The sequence below is a fragment of the Streptomyces stoeckheimensis genome (assembly GCF_045822005.1).
GTDB classification, from domain to species: domain Bacteria; phylum Actinomycetota; class Actinomycetes; order Streptomycetales; family Streptomycetaceae; genus Streptomyces; species Streptomyces stoeckheimensis.
Map to the genome: position 1 here is coordinate 771,088 of NZ_CP169550.1, position 18,137 is coordinate 789,224.

9 protein-coding genes are annotated in these 18,137 nt (G+C 73.8%); 8 read left to right on the forward strand and 1 reads right to left on the reverse strand.

What is annotated here, in order from left to right; all coding sequences use genetic code 11:
- Positions 1–25: 25 nt before the first annotated feature.
- The 5 genes from ACE1OC_RS03510 to lysA all read left to right on the forward strand — a co-directional run bounded on the left by ACE1OC_RS03510 (position 26) and on the right by lysA (position 14,203).
- Positions 26–5,710: an amino acid adenylation domain-containing protein gene (locus ACE1OC_RS03510; RefSeq protein WP_407835744.1), complete on the forward strand. Its 5,685-nt coding sequence runs from the start codon at positions 26–28 to the stop codon at positions 5,708–5,710.
- On the forward strand, positions 5,707–9,066 hold the full coding sequence (locus tag ACE1OC_RS03515; protein WP_407835745.1) for an amino acid adenylation domain-containing protein: 3,360 nt from the start codon (positions 5,707–5,709) through the stop codon (positions 9,064–9,066). The genes ACE1OC_RS03510 and ACE1OC_RS03515 overlap by 4 nt, the downstream gene beginning before the upstream one ends.
- A 75-nt stretch (positions 9,067–9,141) precedes the next feature.
- On the forward strand, positions 9,142–12,276 hold the full coding sequence (locus tag ACE1OC_RS03520; RefSeq protein ID WP_407841473.1) for a class I adenylate-forming enzyme family protein: 3,135 nt from the start codon (positions 9,142–9,144) through the stop codon (positions 12,274–12,276).
- 204 nt (positions 12,277–12,480) lie between these two features.
- Entirely contained in the window at positions 12,481–12,855 is a 375-nt protein-coding gene (locus ACE1OC_RS03525) for an SAV_915 family protein (RefSeq protein ID WP_407835746.1), read from the forward strand.
- A gap of 13 nt (positions 12,856–12,868) precedes the next feature.
- Positions 12,869–14,203: a diaminopimelate decarboxylase gene (lysA, locus tag ACE1OC_RS03530; RefSeq protein ID WP_407835747.1), complete on the forward strand. Its 1,335-nt coding sequence runs from the start codon at positions 12,869–12,871 to the stop codon at positions 14,201–14,203.
- Positions 14,204–14,210: 7 nt separating this feature from the next.
- Here lysA and ACE1OC_RS03535 read toward each other — a convergent pair whose 3' ends face one another.
- Positions 14,211–15,107, reverse strand: a complete 897-nt coding sequence (locus tag ACE1OC_RS03535; RefSeq protein ID WP_407835748.1) for a LysR family transcriptional regulator — start codon at positions 15,105–15,107, stop codon at positions 14,211–14,213.
- A gap of 115 nt (positions 15,108–15,222) precedes the next feature.
- Between ACE1OC_RS03535 and ACE1OC_RS03540 the strand changes: the two genes are divergently transcribed.
- The 3 genes from ACE1OC_RS03540 to ACE1OC_RS03550 all read left to right on the forward strand — a co-directional run bounded on the left by ACE1OC_RS03540 (position 15,223) and on the right by ACE1OC_RS03550 (position 18,018).
- Positions 15,223–16,035 (forward strand): inositol monophosphatase family protein, encoded by an 813-nt coding sequence (locus ACE1OC_RS03540; protein WP_407835749.1) that lies wholly within the window; start codon positions 15,223–15,225, stop codon positions 16,033–16,035.
- 48 nt (positions 16,036–16,083) lie between these two features.
- Positions 16,084–16,731, forward strand: coding sequence for an NADPH-dependent F420 reductase (locus ACE1OC_RS03545; RefSeq protein ID WP_407835750.1), 648 nt, complete (start codon positions 16,084–16,086; stop codon positions 16,729–16,731).
- Between the two features lie 93 nt (positions 16,732–16,824).
- Complete coding sequence (locus tag ACE1OC_RS03550; RefSeq protein ID WP_407835751.1) at positions 16,825–18,018, forward strand: hypothetical protein; 1,194 nt, start codon at positions 16,825–16,827, stop codon at positions 18,016–18,018.
- The last annotated feature ends 119 nt before the right edge of the window (positions 18,019–18,137 follow it).

Consider the following 18,137-nt stretch of genomic DNA (forward strand, 5'->3'; position numbering starts at 1 on the left):
CGCCGCACGCCCGAACAGGATCTCGATGACGGATACTCAGGACCTGCCCACCGACTGGTCCGCAGCCAAGCGCGCCCTTCTCAGCCAGCGGCTGCGCGGCGCCTCGGCCCCCGCCCGGGTGGTGAACCCCCGCCCGGCGGACACCGCACCGCCGCTGTCCAGCGGCCAGGAACGCCTCTGGTTCATGGACCAGCTCGCTCCCGGCTCCACGGCCTACACGCTGGCACCGGCCCGCCGGCTCCGGGGCCCGTTCGACCGCGCCGCCCTCGACGCCGCGCTGACCGACCTCGTGGCCCGGCACGAGAGCCTGCGGATGACCTTCCGCACCACCGAGGCCGGTACCGCAGAGGTCCGGGTAGCCGAGCCCGCGCCGTTCGCCGCCCAGCACCTGGACGCGAGTGCGGACCCCGACCCGCAGGCGCGCGCCGCCGCCGAGCTCGGCGCACTGATCGCCGTCCCCTTCGACCTCCAGGCCGGCCCGCTGCTGCGCGCCCTGGTGGTCCGGATCTCCGAGGACGACCACGTCCTCGCCCTCGTGATGCACCACATCATCTGCGACGGGTGGTCGATCGACCTCCTCAACCGCGAGCTCGACCTCCGCTACGCCCACCACGCCCACGGCGCTCCGGGCGAACTGCCGCCGCTGTCAGTCCAGTTCGGGGACTACGCGGCCTGGCAGCGGGATCGTCTCGAGAACGGGCCGCTCGCCGCCTCGCGCGAACACTGGCGCACGGAACTCGACGGCGTCCCGGCCCTGGAGCTGCCCTCCGACCGCCCCCGCCCGCCGGTGTTCACCTTCGAAGGAGCCGCGACCGAGTTCCGCTGGAGCGCCGAACTCTCCCGCAGGGTCGGCGAGGTGGCGCAGGCCTACGGCGCCTCCACGTACATGGTGCTGATGGCCGCGTTCCAGGCCTTGCTGAGCCGGCACACCGGCCAGCGGGACTTCGCCGTCGGCTCCGCCGTCGCCGGCCGCCTCCACAGTGAACTCGAAGGCGTCGTGGGCGCGTTCGTCAACATGCTGCCGATCCGCGCCCGGCTCGGCGGCGACCTCGACTTCGGCCGGCTGATCAGCCGGGTCCGCGAGACCACGCTCGACGCGTACGCGCACCAGGAGGTGCCGTTCGAGCAGATGGTCAACGATCTCGCGGTGGAACGCGACGTCAGCCGCGCCGCCGTCTTCCAGACCACCTTCGCCTTCCAGAACTACGGCGACCACGCCGCCGCCCCCAGCGCGGGCCTGGACTCCGAGGGTTTCGGCTACGAAGCCACCACCACCCACGCCGACCTCGCCCTCTACATGCGCGAGGAGCCGGACGGCGGCCTCTACGGTCTGCTCACCTACCGCACCGACCTCTTCGACGCCGCCACCGTCGAGCGGCTCGCCGAACGGTTCGAGCTGCTGACCGCGGCCGGGTGCGCCGACCCCGCGCTGCCGGTCGACCGGCTCCCGCTGCTGAGCGCGGCCGAGCGGACGGCCGTACTGCGGACCTGGGCCGCCGGTCCCGCGCTGCCGGACGGCGGTCCCACCACGCTCACCCGGGCGCTGGCCGAGGCCGCGGCCCGGACGCCCGAAGCACCGGCCCTGGTCCTCGAGGACCGCACCCTGACCTACGGCGACCTCGACCGGCGCGCCCGTGCGATGGCCCGGCGCCTACGGGCGCTGGGCGTGGGTGCCGACGACCGGGTGGCCGTCTGCCTGGAGCAGTCCGCCGGGCTCGCGGTCGCCCTGGTCGCCGTGCTCAAGGCCGGCGGCGGCTACCTGCCGCTCGACCCCGAACAGCCGCCCGCCCGGCTCGCCCACCTGGTCGCCGACGCCGGAGCCAAGGTCCTGATCACCGACACCGTGCTGCGACCGCGGTTCGGCGACCACCCGGCGATCGACCTGCTGACCGGCGAAGGCAACGACGACGAACACGACCACGACGCCGCGGCCGAAGGGGACGGGGCGCCGCTGGAGGAGGTCTCCGGCGCCGACCACCTCGCGTACGTGATCTACACCTCGGGCTCCACCGGCACGCCCAAGGGCGTCGCGGTGCAGCACCGCCAGATCCTCAACTACCTTGCGGGCGCGGGCGAACGGCTGCGGATCGAGCCCGGGGCCTCCTTCGGGCTGCTCCAGTCGCTCTCCTTCGACTTCAGCATGACCATGCTCTACCTGGCGCTCACGAGTGGCGGCCGGGTCCATCTGCTGCCGCGCCGGATCGCGGGCGTGGAACTGGCCGCGGAGATCGAGCGGGCCGGCATCGACTACCTGAAGATGACGCCGTCCCACCTGGCCGCGCTGACCGCCGACGCGCCGCTGGAGCGGCTGCTGCCGCGCCGTGCGCTGGTCCTCGGCGGCGAGGCCAGCAGCTGGTCCTGGGCGGCGGGCATCGCCGCACTGGGCCGGTGCGCGGTGTTCAACCACTACGGGCCGACCGAGGCGACCGTGGGGATCACCGTCCACGAAGTCACCGCCGACGGCCTGAACGCACCGGGGAGTACCCCGATCGGCAGCCCGCTGGCCGGCGGGCGCTGCTACGTGCTGGACGAGGCCCGCAACCCCGTTCCGCCGGGCGTCACCGGTGAGTTGTACCTGGGCGGGGACCGGCTGGCCCGGGGCTACCTCGGGCGCCCGGACCTGACCGCCGAGCGGTTCCTGCCCGATCCGTACGCCGCCCCGACCGGCGTGGACCCGTACGCCGGCCCGGGGACCGGCGGCCCGCGGATGTACCGCACCGGCGACCTGGCGCGCTGGCGCACCGACGGGACCCTGGAGTACCTCGGCCGCAGCGACGACCAGATCAAGGTCCGCGGCTACCGGGTCGAGCCCGGCGAGATCGAGGCCGCGCTGACGGCCCTGCCCGGCATCACCCAGGCGGTGGTCCTGGCCCGCGGCGAGGGCGTCAAGCAGAACCTCGTCGCCTACCTGGAACGCCCCGCCGGCGGCGAACCGCCGTCCGCCGCCGAGCTGCGCGCCGCCTTGGGCGAGCTCCTGCCGGACTACATGGTTCCGGCCCGCTACGTGGTGCTGGAGCGGCTGCCCCTGCTCGCCCACGGCAAGGTCGACCGGAAGGCGCTGCCCGCGCCCGCGGACGGCCCGGCCACCGGTGCCCACGTCGACCCCGAGGCCGGGACCGAGCAGGTGATAGCCGCCATGTGGGCGGACCTGCTGGACCTCCCCCGAGTCGGCGCACTGGACGACTTCTTCGAGCTCGGGGGCCACTCGCTGCTCGCCACCCAGGTGGTCGCGCGGATGCGCCGGGCCTTCCCCGACCTGGCCACCCCGGTCGGCGTGATGGACCTCTTCAAGCACCCGACGGTCCGTCGGCTCGCCGAACTGGTGGCGACTCCCGAGGGCGACCGCGGCCCGCGCCGGCTGCTGCACCTGCTCACCCCCGAGCGCCGGAAGACGGCCGCCAGTGTGGTCTGCGCCCCCTACGGCGGCGGCAGCGCGCTGATCTACAAGCCGCTCGCCGACGCCATGCCGGCGGACTGGGCCCTGCACTCCATCGCCGTCCCCGGGCACGAGCTGGGCGAGGAGGCGATGGACGTCGACGAGGTCGCCCGGCTCTGCGCCGAGGAGATCGTCGCCAACGTCGCCGGACCTCTGGTGCTCTACGGGCACTGCGGGGTCGGCGTCCGGCTGACCGTGGAGATCGCCCGCCGGGTGGAGGCGGCCGGCCGGGAGATCGACGCCGTGCACCTCGGAGGCATCTTCCCGTTCGCCCGCCCGAAGGGCCGCGGCGCCGCGCTCGCCGAGCGCTTCGCCGAGCTGGCCGCCCGGCTGCGCAGCGACCAGGGCATGATCAACGCCCTGGCCGCGGCGGGCCTGGACGTGGACGAGGTCGACGAGGAGCAGCTGCGGCTGATCGTGCACAACCGCCGGGTCGGTACCAAGGGCGCCGAGCGCTACTTCGGCGACCTGTACGAGAGCGAGGGCGGCACCATCGCGGCGCCGGTCATCGCCGTCTGCGGGGACCGGGATCCCGCGACCGAGTTCTACGAGGAGCGGTTCCGCGAGTGGCACCGGATCGCCGGGACCACCGCCGTGGTGGTCCTGGACGAGGCCGGTCACTTCTACCTCAAGTACCGCGCCGAGGAGTTGGCCGGCATCCTGACCGGGGTGCACCGCTCGATCGCCGCCGGCGAGGAGGCGCGCCACGAACGCACCGCCGACGCCACCTGGTGGCTGGCCGGCCTGTCCCGCGACGTCGCCGGGGCGGAGCCGGACACCGTGCGGGAACGCGTACGGGAGCCCGAGGGCACCCCCGGCCGGGACCCCGAGCGGAACCCCGCGCCGGGATCCGGGCAGCCGAAGGAACCGAAGGAGCCTGAGCGGTCAGGGACGCCGGGGAGGTCCCGGAAGGGCCGCGGGCAGCGACCCGTCCGCCCGACCATGGGCCGCTTCCTGGCCATCGCCACCGGCCAGCAGCTCTCGATGATCGGCTCGGCGCTCACCGAGTTCGCCCTGCCGATCTGGATCTACCTGCAGACCGGCTCGCTGTTCCAACTCGGCCTGCTCGCCGCCTTCGGCCTGGTGCCCGGCATCGTCGTCGCCCCGCTGGCCGGCGCCATCGTCGACCGCGGAGACCGCCGCCGGGTGATGCTGGGCGGCGACATCGCGGCCGGTCTGACCCAGGGGGCCCTGCTGGCGCTGTACCTCAGCGGCTCGCTGGAGATCTGGCACTGCTACGTGATGATCTCCGTGCTGTCCGCCGCGCTCGCCTTCCAGCGCGTCGCCTGGGGATCGGCCGTGCCGCAGCTGGTGCCCAAGCGCTTCCTCGGCCGTGCCAACGGTGTGGTCCAGATGGCCCTCGGCCTCGCCCAGTTCCTCGTACCGCTGATCGCGGTCGGCATCCTGCACGTGATCGGCCTCGGCGGCATCCTGGTCTTCGACGTCGTCAGCTATCTGATCGCCACCGGCGTCACCCTGGCGGTGCGCTTCCCCGACGTGATGGCCGCCACCCGCCGCGAGAGCGTCGGCGCCGAGATCCGGGCGGGCTTCCAACGCGCCCTCGGGAGCCGCCATTTCAGGGCCATGCTGTTCTGGTTCGCGGCGCTGAACATCTTCCTGTCCCCGCTCTTCCTGCTCATCACCCCGCTGGTGCTCTCCTTCTCCTCGACCGCCGCTGCCGGCTGGGTCTCCACCGCGGCCGGTCTGGGCGCCGTACTCGGCGGCCTCACCCTGCTGGTCTGGGGAGGGCCGCGCCGGATGCGCCTGCGCGGCGTCCTGTTCGCCACCCTCGGCCTCGCCGCCGCCTGTGTCGTCACCGGCCTGCGGCCCTCGGTGACCGTGGTCGCCGTCGGCGCGTTCGGCATGACCTACGGACTGGCGCTGCTCAACGGCATCTACGCGACGGTCATCCAGACCAAGGTGCCGATGCGCTTCCACGGCCGGGTGATCGCGGTGAACACCCTGGTCGCCTGGTCCACCCTGCCGATCGGCTTCGCCCTGGTCGCCCCGGCCGGCCCCGAACTGCTCCAGCCCCTGATGGACGAGGGCGGCGCGCTGGCCTCCAGCGTCGGCGCCCTGATCGGCACCGGCGACGGGCGCGGCATCGGCCTGCTCTACCTGGTGTTCGGCCTCGCCATGGCCGCACTGGTCCTCATCAGCCTCTGCATTCCCGTCCTGGCGCGCTTCGACCGGGACGTCCCGGATGCCGAGTCCGACGACCTGATCGGCCTCGAGACCCTGCAGGCCCGCGCGAAAGGCGAGTTGAACAGATGACCTCCCCGACCCCGATCTCCCGCCATCCGCTGACCGACGAGCAGCGGCGCCTCTGGTTCCTCCAGCAACTGAACCCGCAGGACGCCGGGTTCAACATGTACCTGAACCGGCGCTGGAGCGGACCCGTCGACCCGCGGGCGCTGGGCGCTGCGCTCACCCGGCTCACGGCGCGGCACCAGGTGCTGCGCACCCGGTTCGCCCTGGACGGTGAACAGCCCGTCCAGCTCGTGGAACCCGTACGGGACGTCGCCCTCACCCTGGTCCCGATCCCGGAGGCGGCGGAGGAGGCCTTCACCGCGGCCTGCGCCCCCTTCGTCAACGCCCCCTTCGACCTGGGCGAACGGCCGCCGCTGCGGGCCGTCCTGGTCAGCGCCGGCGAGCACGAGCACGCCCTGGGCGTGGTGGTCCACCACATCGTCTCCGACGGCTGGTCGTTCACCGTGCTGTGGCGCGAACTCCTCGCGCTGTACCGCGAGGAGATCGGCGAGGGTCCGGCCGATCTGCCCGAACTCGGGCTCCAGTACCGGGACTTCGCGCTCGCCGAACGGACCAGGCTGGACGGCGGCGCGGCCGAGGAGGCGGTCCGGCACTGGAGCGGACGCCTGGCCGGTGTCAGCGCCCTGCGGATGCCGCTGGACCGCCCCAGGCCCGCCGAGCCCACCCACCGGGCCGGCTTCGCCGACCTCGCCCTCGGCCCCGGCCTCGTCGCCGGAATCGACGCCCTGGCCCGCGAGCAGCGCTGCACCCCGTTCATGGTGCTGCTCGCCGCCTACCAGTGCGTGCTGGCCCGCTGGAGCGGCACCTACGACTTCGCCGTCGGCACCCCGCTGGCCGGCCGCAACGAGACCGCCCACGAGGCCCTGCTCGGCTACTTCTCCCGCACCGGGGTGATCCGCGCGGACCTCACCGGCGATCCCGATTTCCGCACCGTGCTGCGCCGGGTGCGCTCCGCCACGATGGCGGCGCTGAGCCATCAGGACATCCCGGTCGAGCGGGTCGCCGCCGAACTGGGTCTGCCCGTGCTGCCCGGCGTAGGACCGCTCTACCAGGCTGTGTTCGTCCACCAGAGCCAGTACGAATTGGCCGGCGCCGACGAGCGGGCCCCGCTGCCCGCGGGCGTCCGGACGGAGAGCATGGACTCCGGTTTCGACCGGGCCAAGACCGATCTGCTGTTGGACAGTTGGCGCACCCCGGGCGGCGGGATGACGCTCTCCTTCTGCTTCGACCGGGAACTCTTCGAGCGCAGCACGGTCGAGGCCCTGGCGCGCCGGGTCCGCGACCTGCTCGCCCGAGCCGTCGAGGACGTCGAGGTCCCGCTGCACGGCGACTGGCTGCTGACCGGAGAGGAGCGTGCCGCGCTCCTCTCGCTCGGCGCCGGACCTGCCCTCACCGAGGACGCCCGCCCGATCCTGCGCGGCTTCGCCGACCAGGTCGCCGCCCGCCCCGACGCACCTGCTCTCGAGTGCGCGGGCAACACCCTCAGCTACGCCGAACTCGACCGGGCATCCGGTGAGTTGGCGGGCCGTCTGGGCGCGGTGGCCGGCCGCACCGTGGGCGTCCTGATCGAGCCCTCCTTCGCACTGGTCATCGCCCTGACGGCGATCTGGAAGGCCGGCGCCGGTTACCTCCCGCTCGACCCCGCGCACCCGGCCGAGCGCCGCCGGCTGATGCTCGCCGAGGCGGACGCCGCCCTGCTGATCACCGGGGGCGAGCGCCCGGACCTGGGGGTTCCGGTGCTGGTGGTCGCGGTACCGGGGGCTCCGATCCCCGGGGGTCCGATGCCGGGGGTTCCCGTGCCGGAGGTTCCCGTGCCGGGGATTGCCGTGCCGGGGATTCCCGTGCCGCCCGTCGGCGGTCCGGACACCCGAGCCGCGCTGCCCGGGACCGCCCCGGGCGGCCTCGCGTACGTCCTCTACACCTCGGGCTCCACCGGCGTCCCCAAGGGCGTCGCCGTCGAGCACTCCGCGCTGGCCGAGCGCGTCCGGTGGATGGCCGGGCCGGAGGGCTACCGGCTCCGGCCGGGCGACCGGATCGTCCAGTTCGCCTCCATCGGCTTCGACACCCACGCCGAGGAGATCTGGCCCGCCCTCACCGCGGGCGCCTGTGTCGTCCTGCTGCCCGGCGGCGGCCGGATGCTGCCCGACCTGCTGCGCAGCGAGGCAGGGCGGTCCGTCACCGTACTCGACCTGCCCACCGCGTACTGGGAGGAGCTGGTCTCGCTCGGAGACCAGGCCCCGTGGCCGCCGGCACTGCGCCTGGTCGTCCTCGGCGGCTCCGAGGCGCGCGCCGCGACCCTCGCCCGGTGGCGGGAGCGGCACGGTGACACCGTCCGGCTGGTCAACACCTACGGCCCGACCGAGGCCACCGTCATCGTCACCGCGGGCGACCTCGGCGGCGGGCCCGTCGGCCACCCCGCCGGCGGGCCCGCCACCGAGCAGCGCCCGCCGCTCGGCCGTCCGCTGCCGGGGGTGCGGCTCTACCTCCTGGACGAGCGCGGCAGCCTGCTGCCCGCCGGTTCCGAGGGCGAGCTCCACATCGGCGGCAACGGCCTCGCGCGCGGCTACCCGGCCCGGCCCGAGCTGACGGCGGAGGCCTTCCTCCCGGATCCGTTCGCCGGGGCCCCGGACGGCCGGATGTACCGCACCGGCGACCGCGCCCGGTGGCGCGCCGACGGGCAGCTGGAGTTCCTCGGCCGCGCCGACGGCCAGGTGAAGATCCGCGGATACCGGATCGAGCCCGCCGAGATCGAGGCCGCCCTCACCGCCCACCCGGCCGTCGCCCGAGCGGCCGTACTGGTCCGCGACGGCCGCCGGCTGATCGCCTACGCCGTCCTGCAGCCGGCCGCGACACAGCCGTCCGCAGCCTCACCGGCGTCCGCAGCCGTAGCCGCGCGACCGTCCGCGGCCGCCCCGCAGGCGGCCGAACTGCGCGAGCACCTGGCGCTGCGCCTGCCGGCCTTCATGGTGCCGGACGCCGTGGTGCTGCTCGACACGCTCCCGCTCAACGCCAACGGCAAGCTCGACACCGCGGCCCTGCCCGATCCGGACCCGGCGGGCGCCGCCGCCGGGTACTTGGCGCCCCGTACCGATGCCGAGGCCCTGGTGGTCGGCCTCTGGCAGGAGGTGCTCGGCATGGCGAGGATCGGCGTACTGGACGACTTCCTCGCCCTCGGCGGGGACTCGCTCCTGGTCACCCGGGTCGCCGCCCGCATCCGGGCCGGCGTCGGCCTCGACGTGTCGATCCGCGACGTCTTCGAGAGCCCGACCCCGGCGGCCCTGGCAGCGCGGATCGAGGCGCTCCTGATCGCCGAGATCGATGCCCTCAGCGAGGAGGAGGCCGCCGACCGGCTGGACTGACCCCGCCCCGCGCACCCGACCGCCTTCCCACCACCCGCCTCCCCCATCCACCACCGAATCCCACCGGAGACCGCCATCGCCACCACCGCGCAGCCCGCCGCCACGACCGTCCCGGAGCTCCTCGACGCTCGCGCCACCGAACACCCGGACCACGTCGCGCTGCAGGTCGTCGGCGGCGGGGAGATCAGCTACCGCCGCTGGCGCGAGGAAGCTCTGCGCGCTGCCGTCGGGCTGGCCGCCGCCGGGGTCGAACCGCACGACCGGGTGCTGTTGCGGTTCTCCAACGCGCGCTGGGAGCGGTACGCCGTCGGCTTCCTCGCCGTCCAGTACGCGGGCGGGGTGCCCGTACCGGTCCGCGAGGACCTGTCCGAGGCCGATGGCGCCGTCCTGGCCGCGCTGGCCGGGGCCGACACGGTCCTCCGGGACGGGAACGACGGGGACGACGGGGACGACGCGGAGGACTGCGAGAACGGGGAGGGTGAACCGCCCGCCCTCCCCGGACTGGTGGAACTCCCTCTGGACGCCCTGCTGGCCGCCCACCCCGAGCCGCCGGCGGGCCCGCCGTACCGGGTCGGCCCGGCCGACCCGGCGCAGGTGATCGGCACCTCCGGCACCACCGGCGCGCCCAAGGGCGTGCTCGCCGCGCACGCCAACCTGACGGCCGGCCTGGCCACCCACCCCCGCCGCCGCGCCTACGCGCACTCGCGGCACGCCCTGCACGCCTTCCCGATCGGGACCAACGCGGGCCAGGTGATGCTGCTGGGCGCGCTGACCGGCGCGCCCACCACGCTCAGCCTGCCGCGCTTCGACGCGGACCGGTTCGGCATCGCGGTCGAGAAGTTCGGGATCGGCACCGCCTTCCTGGTGCCCTCGATGGCGATCGAACTGGTCAACGCGGGCACCGCCGGGCGGTACGACCTGAGCAGTCTGCGCCTGGTCAACTCCTCCGCCGCCGCACTGCCCGTACCGGTGGCGGCCGCGCTGGCCGCGGCGCTGCCGGGGGCGACTCTGGTCAACACCTACACCTCCGCCGAGGCCTCGCCCGCGCAGATCTCCACCGTGGTCGACACCCGCCGCCCCGGCTCGCTGGGCCGCCCGGCCGACCCCGGTGACCTGCGGATCCTCGACGCGGAGGGGCTGCCGCTGCCCGCCGGGCAGGTCGGCGAGGTGTGGCTGCGCCAGCCCGGACCGCCCCGCGGCTACCTGGGCGCCGCCGGTGAGAGCGACCGGGTGTTCCGGGACGGCTGGGTGCGGATGGGCGATGTCGGGCGCCTCGACCCGGACGGTTACCTGTACTTGGTCGACCGGGAGAGCGACGTCATCAAGAGCGGTGCACTGAAGGTCTCCACGCTGCGGATCGAGGAGGCGCTGTACGAGCATCCCGCGGTCGCCGACGCCGCCGCGCTCGGCCTGCCGCACCCCGTGATGGGCGCCGTCCCGGTGGCGGTCGTCGTGGCCGGGCCCGGCGGCCTGGACCTGGACGATCTCCGGCTGTTCCTGAGCGGCCGGTTGAGCCGCCCCGAACTGCCGGTCCGGATCCTCCTCGCCGACGACCTGCCCAGGAACCCGAGCGGCAAGGTGGTCAAACACCTGCTCCGCCCCCTGTTCGACGCGCCCGCGGAGTCCGCCGGTCCCGCGGTCGCTCCGTCCTCCCCGACGGAGCTGCGGCTGGCCGGACTCTGGCGGCGTCTGCTCGGCCGCCCGGTCACCGACGTGGCCGCCGAGTTCTTCGCGCTCGGCGGCGACTCGTTCCGGGCGGTCCAGCTCGCCACCGGCATCAGCAGCGAGTTCGGGGTCCGGGCGGGCACCGCCGTGGTCTTCGAGCGGCCCTCGCTGCGGTCCCAGGCCGCCTGGGTGGACCACCCCGACCGTCGGCAGAGCGCTGCCGACGCGGCTTCTGCCGGGACGGACACCGTGACGCCCTACCTGGCCGCACTCCGTGCGCAGCCGCACGCCATCGCGCTCACCTCGCAGCAGGAGAACTTCTTCCGCTGGATGGCCGAGGCGCCCGGGCGGGACGCCGGAGCGGTGACGGCGCTGTTCCGGGTGGCCGACCGGCTGGAACCGGAGACCCTCGGCCTGGCGCTCACGGAGGTGGTCCGGCGCCATCCGGCGCTGCGGACCCGGTTCGAGGCGGCGGGCGAGGGAGCGGGCGACGGGGTCGTACGGGCGGTGCTGGACGAGGAGCCCCGGGTGCGGATCACGCTGACCCGCGCCCCGGGGGCCACGGACGCCGAGGTGGACGCCCTGCTGCTGGCCGAGCGCGACCGTCTCACCGACCTGGGCCGCGACCCGATGGCGCGCCTCCTGGTGGTCAGCCGGTCGGAGACCGATCACGTGGTGCTGGTCGCGGTGCACCACATGGTCTCCGACGGCTGGTCGGTCGGCGTGCTGCTGGCCGACCTCGGGGTGTTCTACTCGGCGCTGCGGCGCGGCCGTTCGGCTCCGCCGGCCCGATCGGGCCCGGGGTACCGGGAGTTGGTGGACTGGGCGAACGCGCACTGGCCGGCCTCCCGGGCCCACTTCCAGGCCGCCCTGGCCGGGGCGCCGTCGGCCGTCGAACAGTTCGCCGGCCGCCGGGCGGTGGAAGAAGTACTGACCCAGGCCCACGAGTTCGAAGTGTCGGCGCCGTTGGCCGAAGCCCTGCGGGCCCGGGCGGCCGAACTGGGTGCCACGCCCTTCCTGGCCGTCACGGCGGCCTGGGCCGGACTGCTGGCGAGCCGCAGCGGCCGCCCCGACCTGGTGGTGATGACCCCGGTGCCCGGACGCCCGCGCCCGGACGCCGAGCGGACCGTGGGCTGCTTCGTCCAGTCGCTGCTGCTGCGGGTGGACGCGAGCGGCGGACCCGGCTTCGCCGAGCTGGTGGACCGGTTGCGGACGGTCTACAGCGAGGCACTGGACCACCAGCTGTACCCGTTCGCGGAGTTCAGCCCGTCCGTGCCGTTCGCGGCCTGGCTCCGCTACGAGGCGTGGGCCGCGCCCGCACAGCTGCCCGGCCTGGCCTGCGGGCCCTGGGAACTGCCGCGCGGGAGCACAGTGCCCTGGCCCCTGCCGGGCGGCGACCGGGGCGTCCCCGAGCTGACCGTGCTCGAACAGCCGGACGGCAGCCTGCGCTGCTGGCTGCAGTACAACGCGCGGGCCTTCGACCTCCCCGTGATCACCGAACTGGCCGCGGAGTTCACGGCGGCACTGACCACAGCCTGCGGGTGACTCGGCGGGGCTCCGGGAGCCGAGCTCCGGCCGCCCGGAGCCCCCGTCAGTGATCCGTATGGACTCGGCCGGTCACCGTCAAGGTCCCGTCAGGGGGTGACCACCGGTGCCGGAACGCGGGGATAGCTTCGATGTCGCGCCCCGGACCGCCTCCCCGCACCCGGGGCCTCCACTGCCGCTCGTGGTTCCCCCTTGGAGGGCCCCATGTGTTTGTTCCAGTACGAGGACGACCCTGAGCCTGAAGAACGTGTCCCGGCCGGGCCCCTGTACGTACCGGCCCGGCCGGGATCCGCGCAGGTGGTGGTGCGCCTGTTCCGCACCCCGCTGGGCGCCCGTACCGCCGTCGGCTTCACCACCGCGGAGCGGCTCGTGGCCACCCTGGGCGCCGGGCAGCCCTGGATCCGGCTCTCCGAGACCGCGCTCCGCGCGCTGGCCGAACCGCTCGGAGCCTCCCTGCTGACCGTCGACCCCACCCTCACCGCTCCCCCGGTCACTCCGACGGCGGCCACCGGCCCCGTCACGGCGCGGGACACCGCTCCCGTTCCGCAGACCCCCGACACCACTGCCCGGACCGCCTGAAGGGGATCGCACCATGACCATCTCCGCCCTCCCGGAGATCCTGACCGGCACCGACGACCTGTCCCCGTGGCCCGCCTCCACCACCCTGCTCCCGCACGGCGGCCTGGCCGTCGGCGGGGTGTCGCTGACCGAGATCGCCGAGCGGTTCGACACCCCGGCCTACGTCCTGGACGAAGGCGAGGTGCGCGGACGCTGCCGTACCTACCGGGAGGCCTTCCCCGACGCCGAAGTCCTGTACGCGGCCAAGGCGTTCCTCTCCCGCGCCATGGTGCGCTGGATGCAGGAGGAGGGCCTGGGCCTGGACGTCTGCTCCGCCGGGGAGCTGGAACTCGCCGTCACCGCGGGATTCCCGCCCGAACGCATCGTGCTGCACGGCAATGCCAAGTCGCCCCGGGACATCGCGACCGCGCTACGGCTCGGGGTGGGGCGGATCGTCATCGACAGTCCGTCCGAGATCGCCCGGATCGCGGCCGCCGTCGGCCCCCACGGCCACCAGAAGGTCATGGTGCGGGTCGTCCCGGGCGTCTCGGCCGGCGGCCACGACAAGATCCGCACCGATACGGACGACCAGAAGTTCGGCCTGTCCCTCGCCGACGGGGGTGCGCGGCACGCCATCGCGAAGATCCTGTCCCAGCCGCAGCTCGAACTCACCGGCCTGCACTGCCACATCGGCTCCCAGATCACCGAGGTGAAGCCCTACCTGACGGCCCTGCGCCGCATGGTGGGGCTCATGGCCCACATCCGCGATGCGCACGGGACCGCCCTGCCCGAGCTGGACATGGGCGGCGGCCACGGCATCGCCTACCGGCCCGGCGAACCCGCCCTCGACCTCACCCTGCTCGCCCGGCAGCTCCGTACCGAACTGATCGAGAGCTGCGCCGCCGCCGGGCTGACCGTGCCCCGGCTCGTCATCGAACCCGGCCGGGCCATCGCCGGGCCTGCGGGAGTCGCCCTGTACCGGGTGCTCACCGTCAAGCACACCGGCGAGCGGGTCTTCGTCGCCGTCGACGGCGGCATGAGCGACAACCCCCGGCCCGCCCTGTACGGGGCGCGGTACGCGCCCCGGCTCCTGGGACGCCACTCCACGGCCGAATGCCGTACGGCCACGGTAGTCGGCCGCCACTGCGAGGCGGGCGACATCCTCGCCGCCGACGTCGACCTGCCGGGCGACATCCACCCCGGCGACCTGCTCGCCGTCCCGGTGGCGGGCGCGTACCAGCTCTCCATGGCCTCCGGGTACAACATGGTCGGCCGCCCCCCGGTCATCGCGGTCCACGAAGGCGCGGCCCGGGTCCTCGTCCGGCGCGAGACGCTGGACGACTTCCGCAACCGTGACGTCGGAGAGTAGCCCCGCGTCAGAAGAGTGCCCGGACGGTTTCGGAAGCCGTTTCGCGCAGCCAGGTGTGGGCCCGGTCGTCGTCGTAGCGCTGGTGCCACAGCAGGTACAGGGGAACGTCGGGCAACTGGAGCGGCAGCGGCAGTGTGACCAGGCCGAGTTGGTCCCTGGCTGCGCGGGTGACCGCGTCGGGGAGGCTGACGACCAGGTCGGTGTCGAGGGCGAGTTGAAGGGCGAAGGCGGTGGTGGGTCCGGCGGCGACGACGCGTCGTTCGAGGCCGCGTGCGGTCAGGGCGTCGTCGATCGGGTCGCGCAGGCTTCCGCGCCGCGAGACGGTGAGGTGTTCGGCGGCCGTGTAGCGCTCGAGGCTCAGCGGGCCTTCGGCGAGCGGGTGGCCCGGACGGACGGCCACGACCAGCCGGTCCTTGCCGACGAGGCGGTGGCGGATGTCGGGGAGCGTCGGACGGCTGGAGCTCGATTCGAGGTCGACCTCGCCGCGGCGCAGCTCGGGGGTGTCCGTGCCGGGTTCGGCGGGCAGGCGCAGCCGGACACCGGGGGCTTGGCGGTGGACGGCGGTGATCAGGGCGGTGCCGCACGCGGCGGCCAGGGCGTCGTGCCAGCGCACGGTGAAGACCCGCTCCAGAGCTGCCAGGTCGAGTTCCTGTTGTGCGGAGAGAAGGCGGTGGGCCTGCTGGACGAGGGTGTGGACCTCGGCGCGGATGGCCAGCGCGCGGGTGGTGGGGACCATGCTGCGGCCGGTGCGGACCAGGATCTGGTCGCCGGTGGCCTTGCGGATGCGGCCCAGGGAGCGGCTCATGGCCGGTGCGGTGACGTGGAGGCGGGCTGCGGCGCCGGCGACGCTGCCCTCTTCCAGCAGGGCGTCCAGCGCGGTGAGCAGGTTCAGATCCAGTTGCATGAGAGTAACTCTACGAGTGAAAAGCATGCACTTGTCGTTAATCGACAGGGGCTCTAACTTCGAAGTGCGGGCAGGGAACGAGCCGCCCGCATCCACCGAAACCAGGGAGCCCGCCATGAGCACAGCCATGCCTTTCGCCGCCGACACGACGCTCCTGCCCGAGGTGACCGCCGCGGTGAAGGCCGCCGGCCGCACGCTGCGCGACCGCTCCACCTCGCACGCCCGAGGAGTGAGCCTCGACGAGATCGTCGAGGAGATCCACGCCAACGACGACGCGGTCCTGGACGTGCTGCGGGAGCCGCTGCTGCGGGCCCGGCCGGGATCGCGGTGGGCCGAGGACGAGCTGGCCGGCGGCGCGCTTCCGCCCGGGGAGTGGTGGGTCGTCGACCCCGCCGAGGGCAACATCAACCACGTTCACGGCATGGACGACTGGTCCGTCACCGCCACCCTGGTCCGCGACAACCGGCCGGTACTCACCGTCGTCCACCTGCCGCTGACCGACGACACCTACACCGCCGTCGCCGGCGGCGGGGCCCGGCTGGGCGGCCGACCGCTGCGGGTGTCCGCCAAGACCGACCTGGGCGCCGCACTCATCGGCACCGGCCAGGCCAAGCCCGGCGAGGACGAGCGCACCTTCCGGCGGATCGGCGACTCCGTCACCGCCATGCTCGTCAACGGCCTGGTCGTACGCGTGTCCGTTCCCGCCACGATGCAGCTCATCCACGTCGCCGCCGGACGCATGGACGCGTTCTGGCAGTTCTCCGACGTCCGCTCCGGCCTGGTCGCCGGCGCACTGCTGGTCTCCGAGGCCGGAGGGACCGTCACCGATCTGGCGGGCAATCCCTGGAACGCGGGCAGCCGCGACTTCCTGGCCGCCGCCCCCGGCATCCACGCCGCCGCCCTGAAGGTCCTGTCGCCGCTCGCCTGACCGGACGCCTCCGTTGTTCCCGCCCGACATCGCAAGGAGCATCACCTCATGACCAGCATCGGCATCCTGGGCGCCGGCCGCGTCGGCGCCAACCTCGCCGGCAAGCTCTCCGAGGCCGGACACCATGTCGTCCTCGGCCTTCGGAGCCCGACGGAGCGGCCCGCAGCCGTTGCCGAAGGCACGGGTCCCCGCGTCTCCTTCGCCGACCAGCGCACCACCGCCCGCACGGCGGACATCGTGATCAACGCGACGCCGGGCGACAGCTCCCTCGATCTCCTGACCGGCCTGCGAACCGAACTCGCCGGCAAGATCCTCATCGACGTCTCCAACGCCACCCTCGACGCCGGTGACGGCCTGCCGGGAGACCTCTGCTATCCCGGCAGCAGCCTCGCCGAGCACCTCCAGTCCGCCCTCCCCGACACCCGTGTGGTCAAGACCCTCAACACCATGCTGTTCATGGTCATGACCGCTCCCGAAACCCTGGCAACCCCACCGATCGCCTACGTCTCGGGCAACGACGAGAACGCGAAGAAGACCGTCACCGGCCTGCTCGGCGACCTGGGCTGGCAGCCCGAATGGATCGAGGACCTCGGCGACGTCACCACGGCCCGCGCCACCGAAGCCATGATCCTGGTCGTGCCCCACATCCTGCGCCGGCACGGCTTCGGGCCCTTCGCCGTCTCCCTCGCCCGCTGACCCCCATCACCGCGGTGTGAGTACGGTCAGCTCATGCAGAAAGTGGAGTGGGGGCAGCGGGGACATGTCCTTCTCATAGCGGGTGGTGGCGCCGTGCGCCGGCGCGCTGTCCAGGTGGCTCCGAGTGCCAACCTGGCTGCGCTCGGGGTCGTTCCGGTGTCGCTGCTCCTGAACAGTGATGTCTCCTGCGATACGACGTACCTGGACGGGGCTCGGGATCCGAACCTGGTGGTGACGCGGTTGCGGACGGCTGCGGCTACGCGCGGTCCGCTGCTGGTCTACCTGTCGGGCCGCCTCACCGTCGACCGCCGCGGCCGTCAACTGCACGTGGCTCTGGCCGGTACGACGGCCGGGTCGGTTCGGTATACGGCGCTCCCCTGGGAGTGGCTGGGCAGGGAACTGCGGGACCGTCCGGCCGGGCTGACGACGGTGTTGCTGGACCTGGTCGCGGACAAGGCGGCGTGGCCGCTGCTGAAGGAGTACGGCAGCCTGCCCTCGCCGCCTTCCGCCGAGGTGTACGGGGTCGTCTCGCCGCCGGATTTCGCCGGCAGCGGGACGGCGGTGAGCAGGTACACCAGGTGCTGGATCGCTCAGCTCGCCGCGGGACCGGGCCGTCCGGCCAATCTTCAGGTGCACGCTCTGGCCGTTGGTGCGGCGGCGCTGCCGCCGGGCACGCTCGTCGTGCCGACCGCTCGTGAGCTCGCCGCCCCCGCTTCCCGGAGGCCGGCTGCCGCACTGGGATTCCCCCTCTCCGTTCAGCCTCGTACGCCGGCTGCTCCGCCTGCCGGGGCGCCCGTCACGGACCGCCAGGAGGTGGCCTCTCGGCAGCCGACCGCCGCCGACGAGGTGGTGGTGCGGGATCCGCGGCCGCAGATCCATGCCCTGGCCCTCGCGGGCCGGCACGCGGAGGCCGCGGGTTTCGCCGAGGCCTGGGAGCAGTACGTGGTGCAGCGATCGGGGTACGGGTCACCCGGAGCCATCAGTTGGCTGGAGATCCGCGCCGATCTCGCGCGGATGGCAGGTTCCTTCGAGCTCGCGACGCGGCTGTGGACCAAGGCGGGCCGGATCCGGCTGGGCAGCCAGTCTCCCGACGCACCGGAGGTCCACGCGGCCGCGGCCGGCGCCCTGCACTGCTGGACCCGGCTCAGAGAGCCTGCGGCGGCCCTCGACACGGCTACGGAGCTCATCCGCCTCCTGCGTGACCTGCCGTCCCTCAACCCCCGGAACGTCAAGCTGGCCGAGCAGCGACTGGAGTTCTTGCACGGCCCTCCGAGCAGACGCGGATGACCCCTCCCGAAGCGGCGAGGTGCCGGTGAGGCGTCCGAGCCCGCTCGGGCGTCTTTCCGGTACCCGGGTCCCGGGTACCGGAGACGCCCCCGCTACGCAATCGATACGAAACGAACCGT

Excerpts from the sequence above, each read along its gene's own strand:
- ACE1OC_RS03510 (WP_407835744.1), top strand. The coding sequence starts at position 26 with ATGACGGATACTCAGGACCTGCCCACCGACTGGTCCGCAGCCAAGCGC.
- ACE1OC_RS03515 (WP_407835745.1), top strand. The coding sequence starts at position 5,707 with ATGACCTCCCCGACCCCGATCTCCCGCCATCCGCTGACCGACGAGCAG.
- ACE1OC_RS03525 (WP_407835746.1), top strand. The coding sequence starts at position 12,481 with ATGTGTTTGTTCCAGTACGAGGACGACCCTGAGCCTGAAGAACGTGTC.
- lysA (WP_407835747.1), top strand. The coding sequence starts at position 12,869 with ATGACCATCTCCGCCCTCCCGGAGATCCTGACCGGCACCGACGACCTG.
- ACE1OC_RS03535 (WP_407835748.1), bottom strand. The coding sequence starts at position 15,107 with ATGCAACTGGATCTGAACCTGCTCACCGCGCTGGACGCCCTGCTGGAA.
- ACE1OC_RS03540 (WP_407835749.1), top strand. The coding sequence starts at position 15,223 with ATGAGCACAGCCATGCCTTTCGCCGCCGACACGACGCTCCTGCCCGAG.
- ACE1OC_RS03545 (WP_407835750.1), top strand. The coding sequence starts at position 16,084 with ATGACCAGCATCGGCATCCTGGGCGCCGGCCGCGTCGGCGCCAACCTC.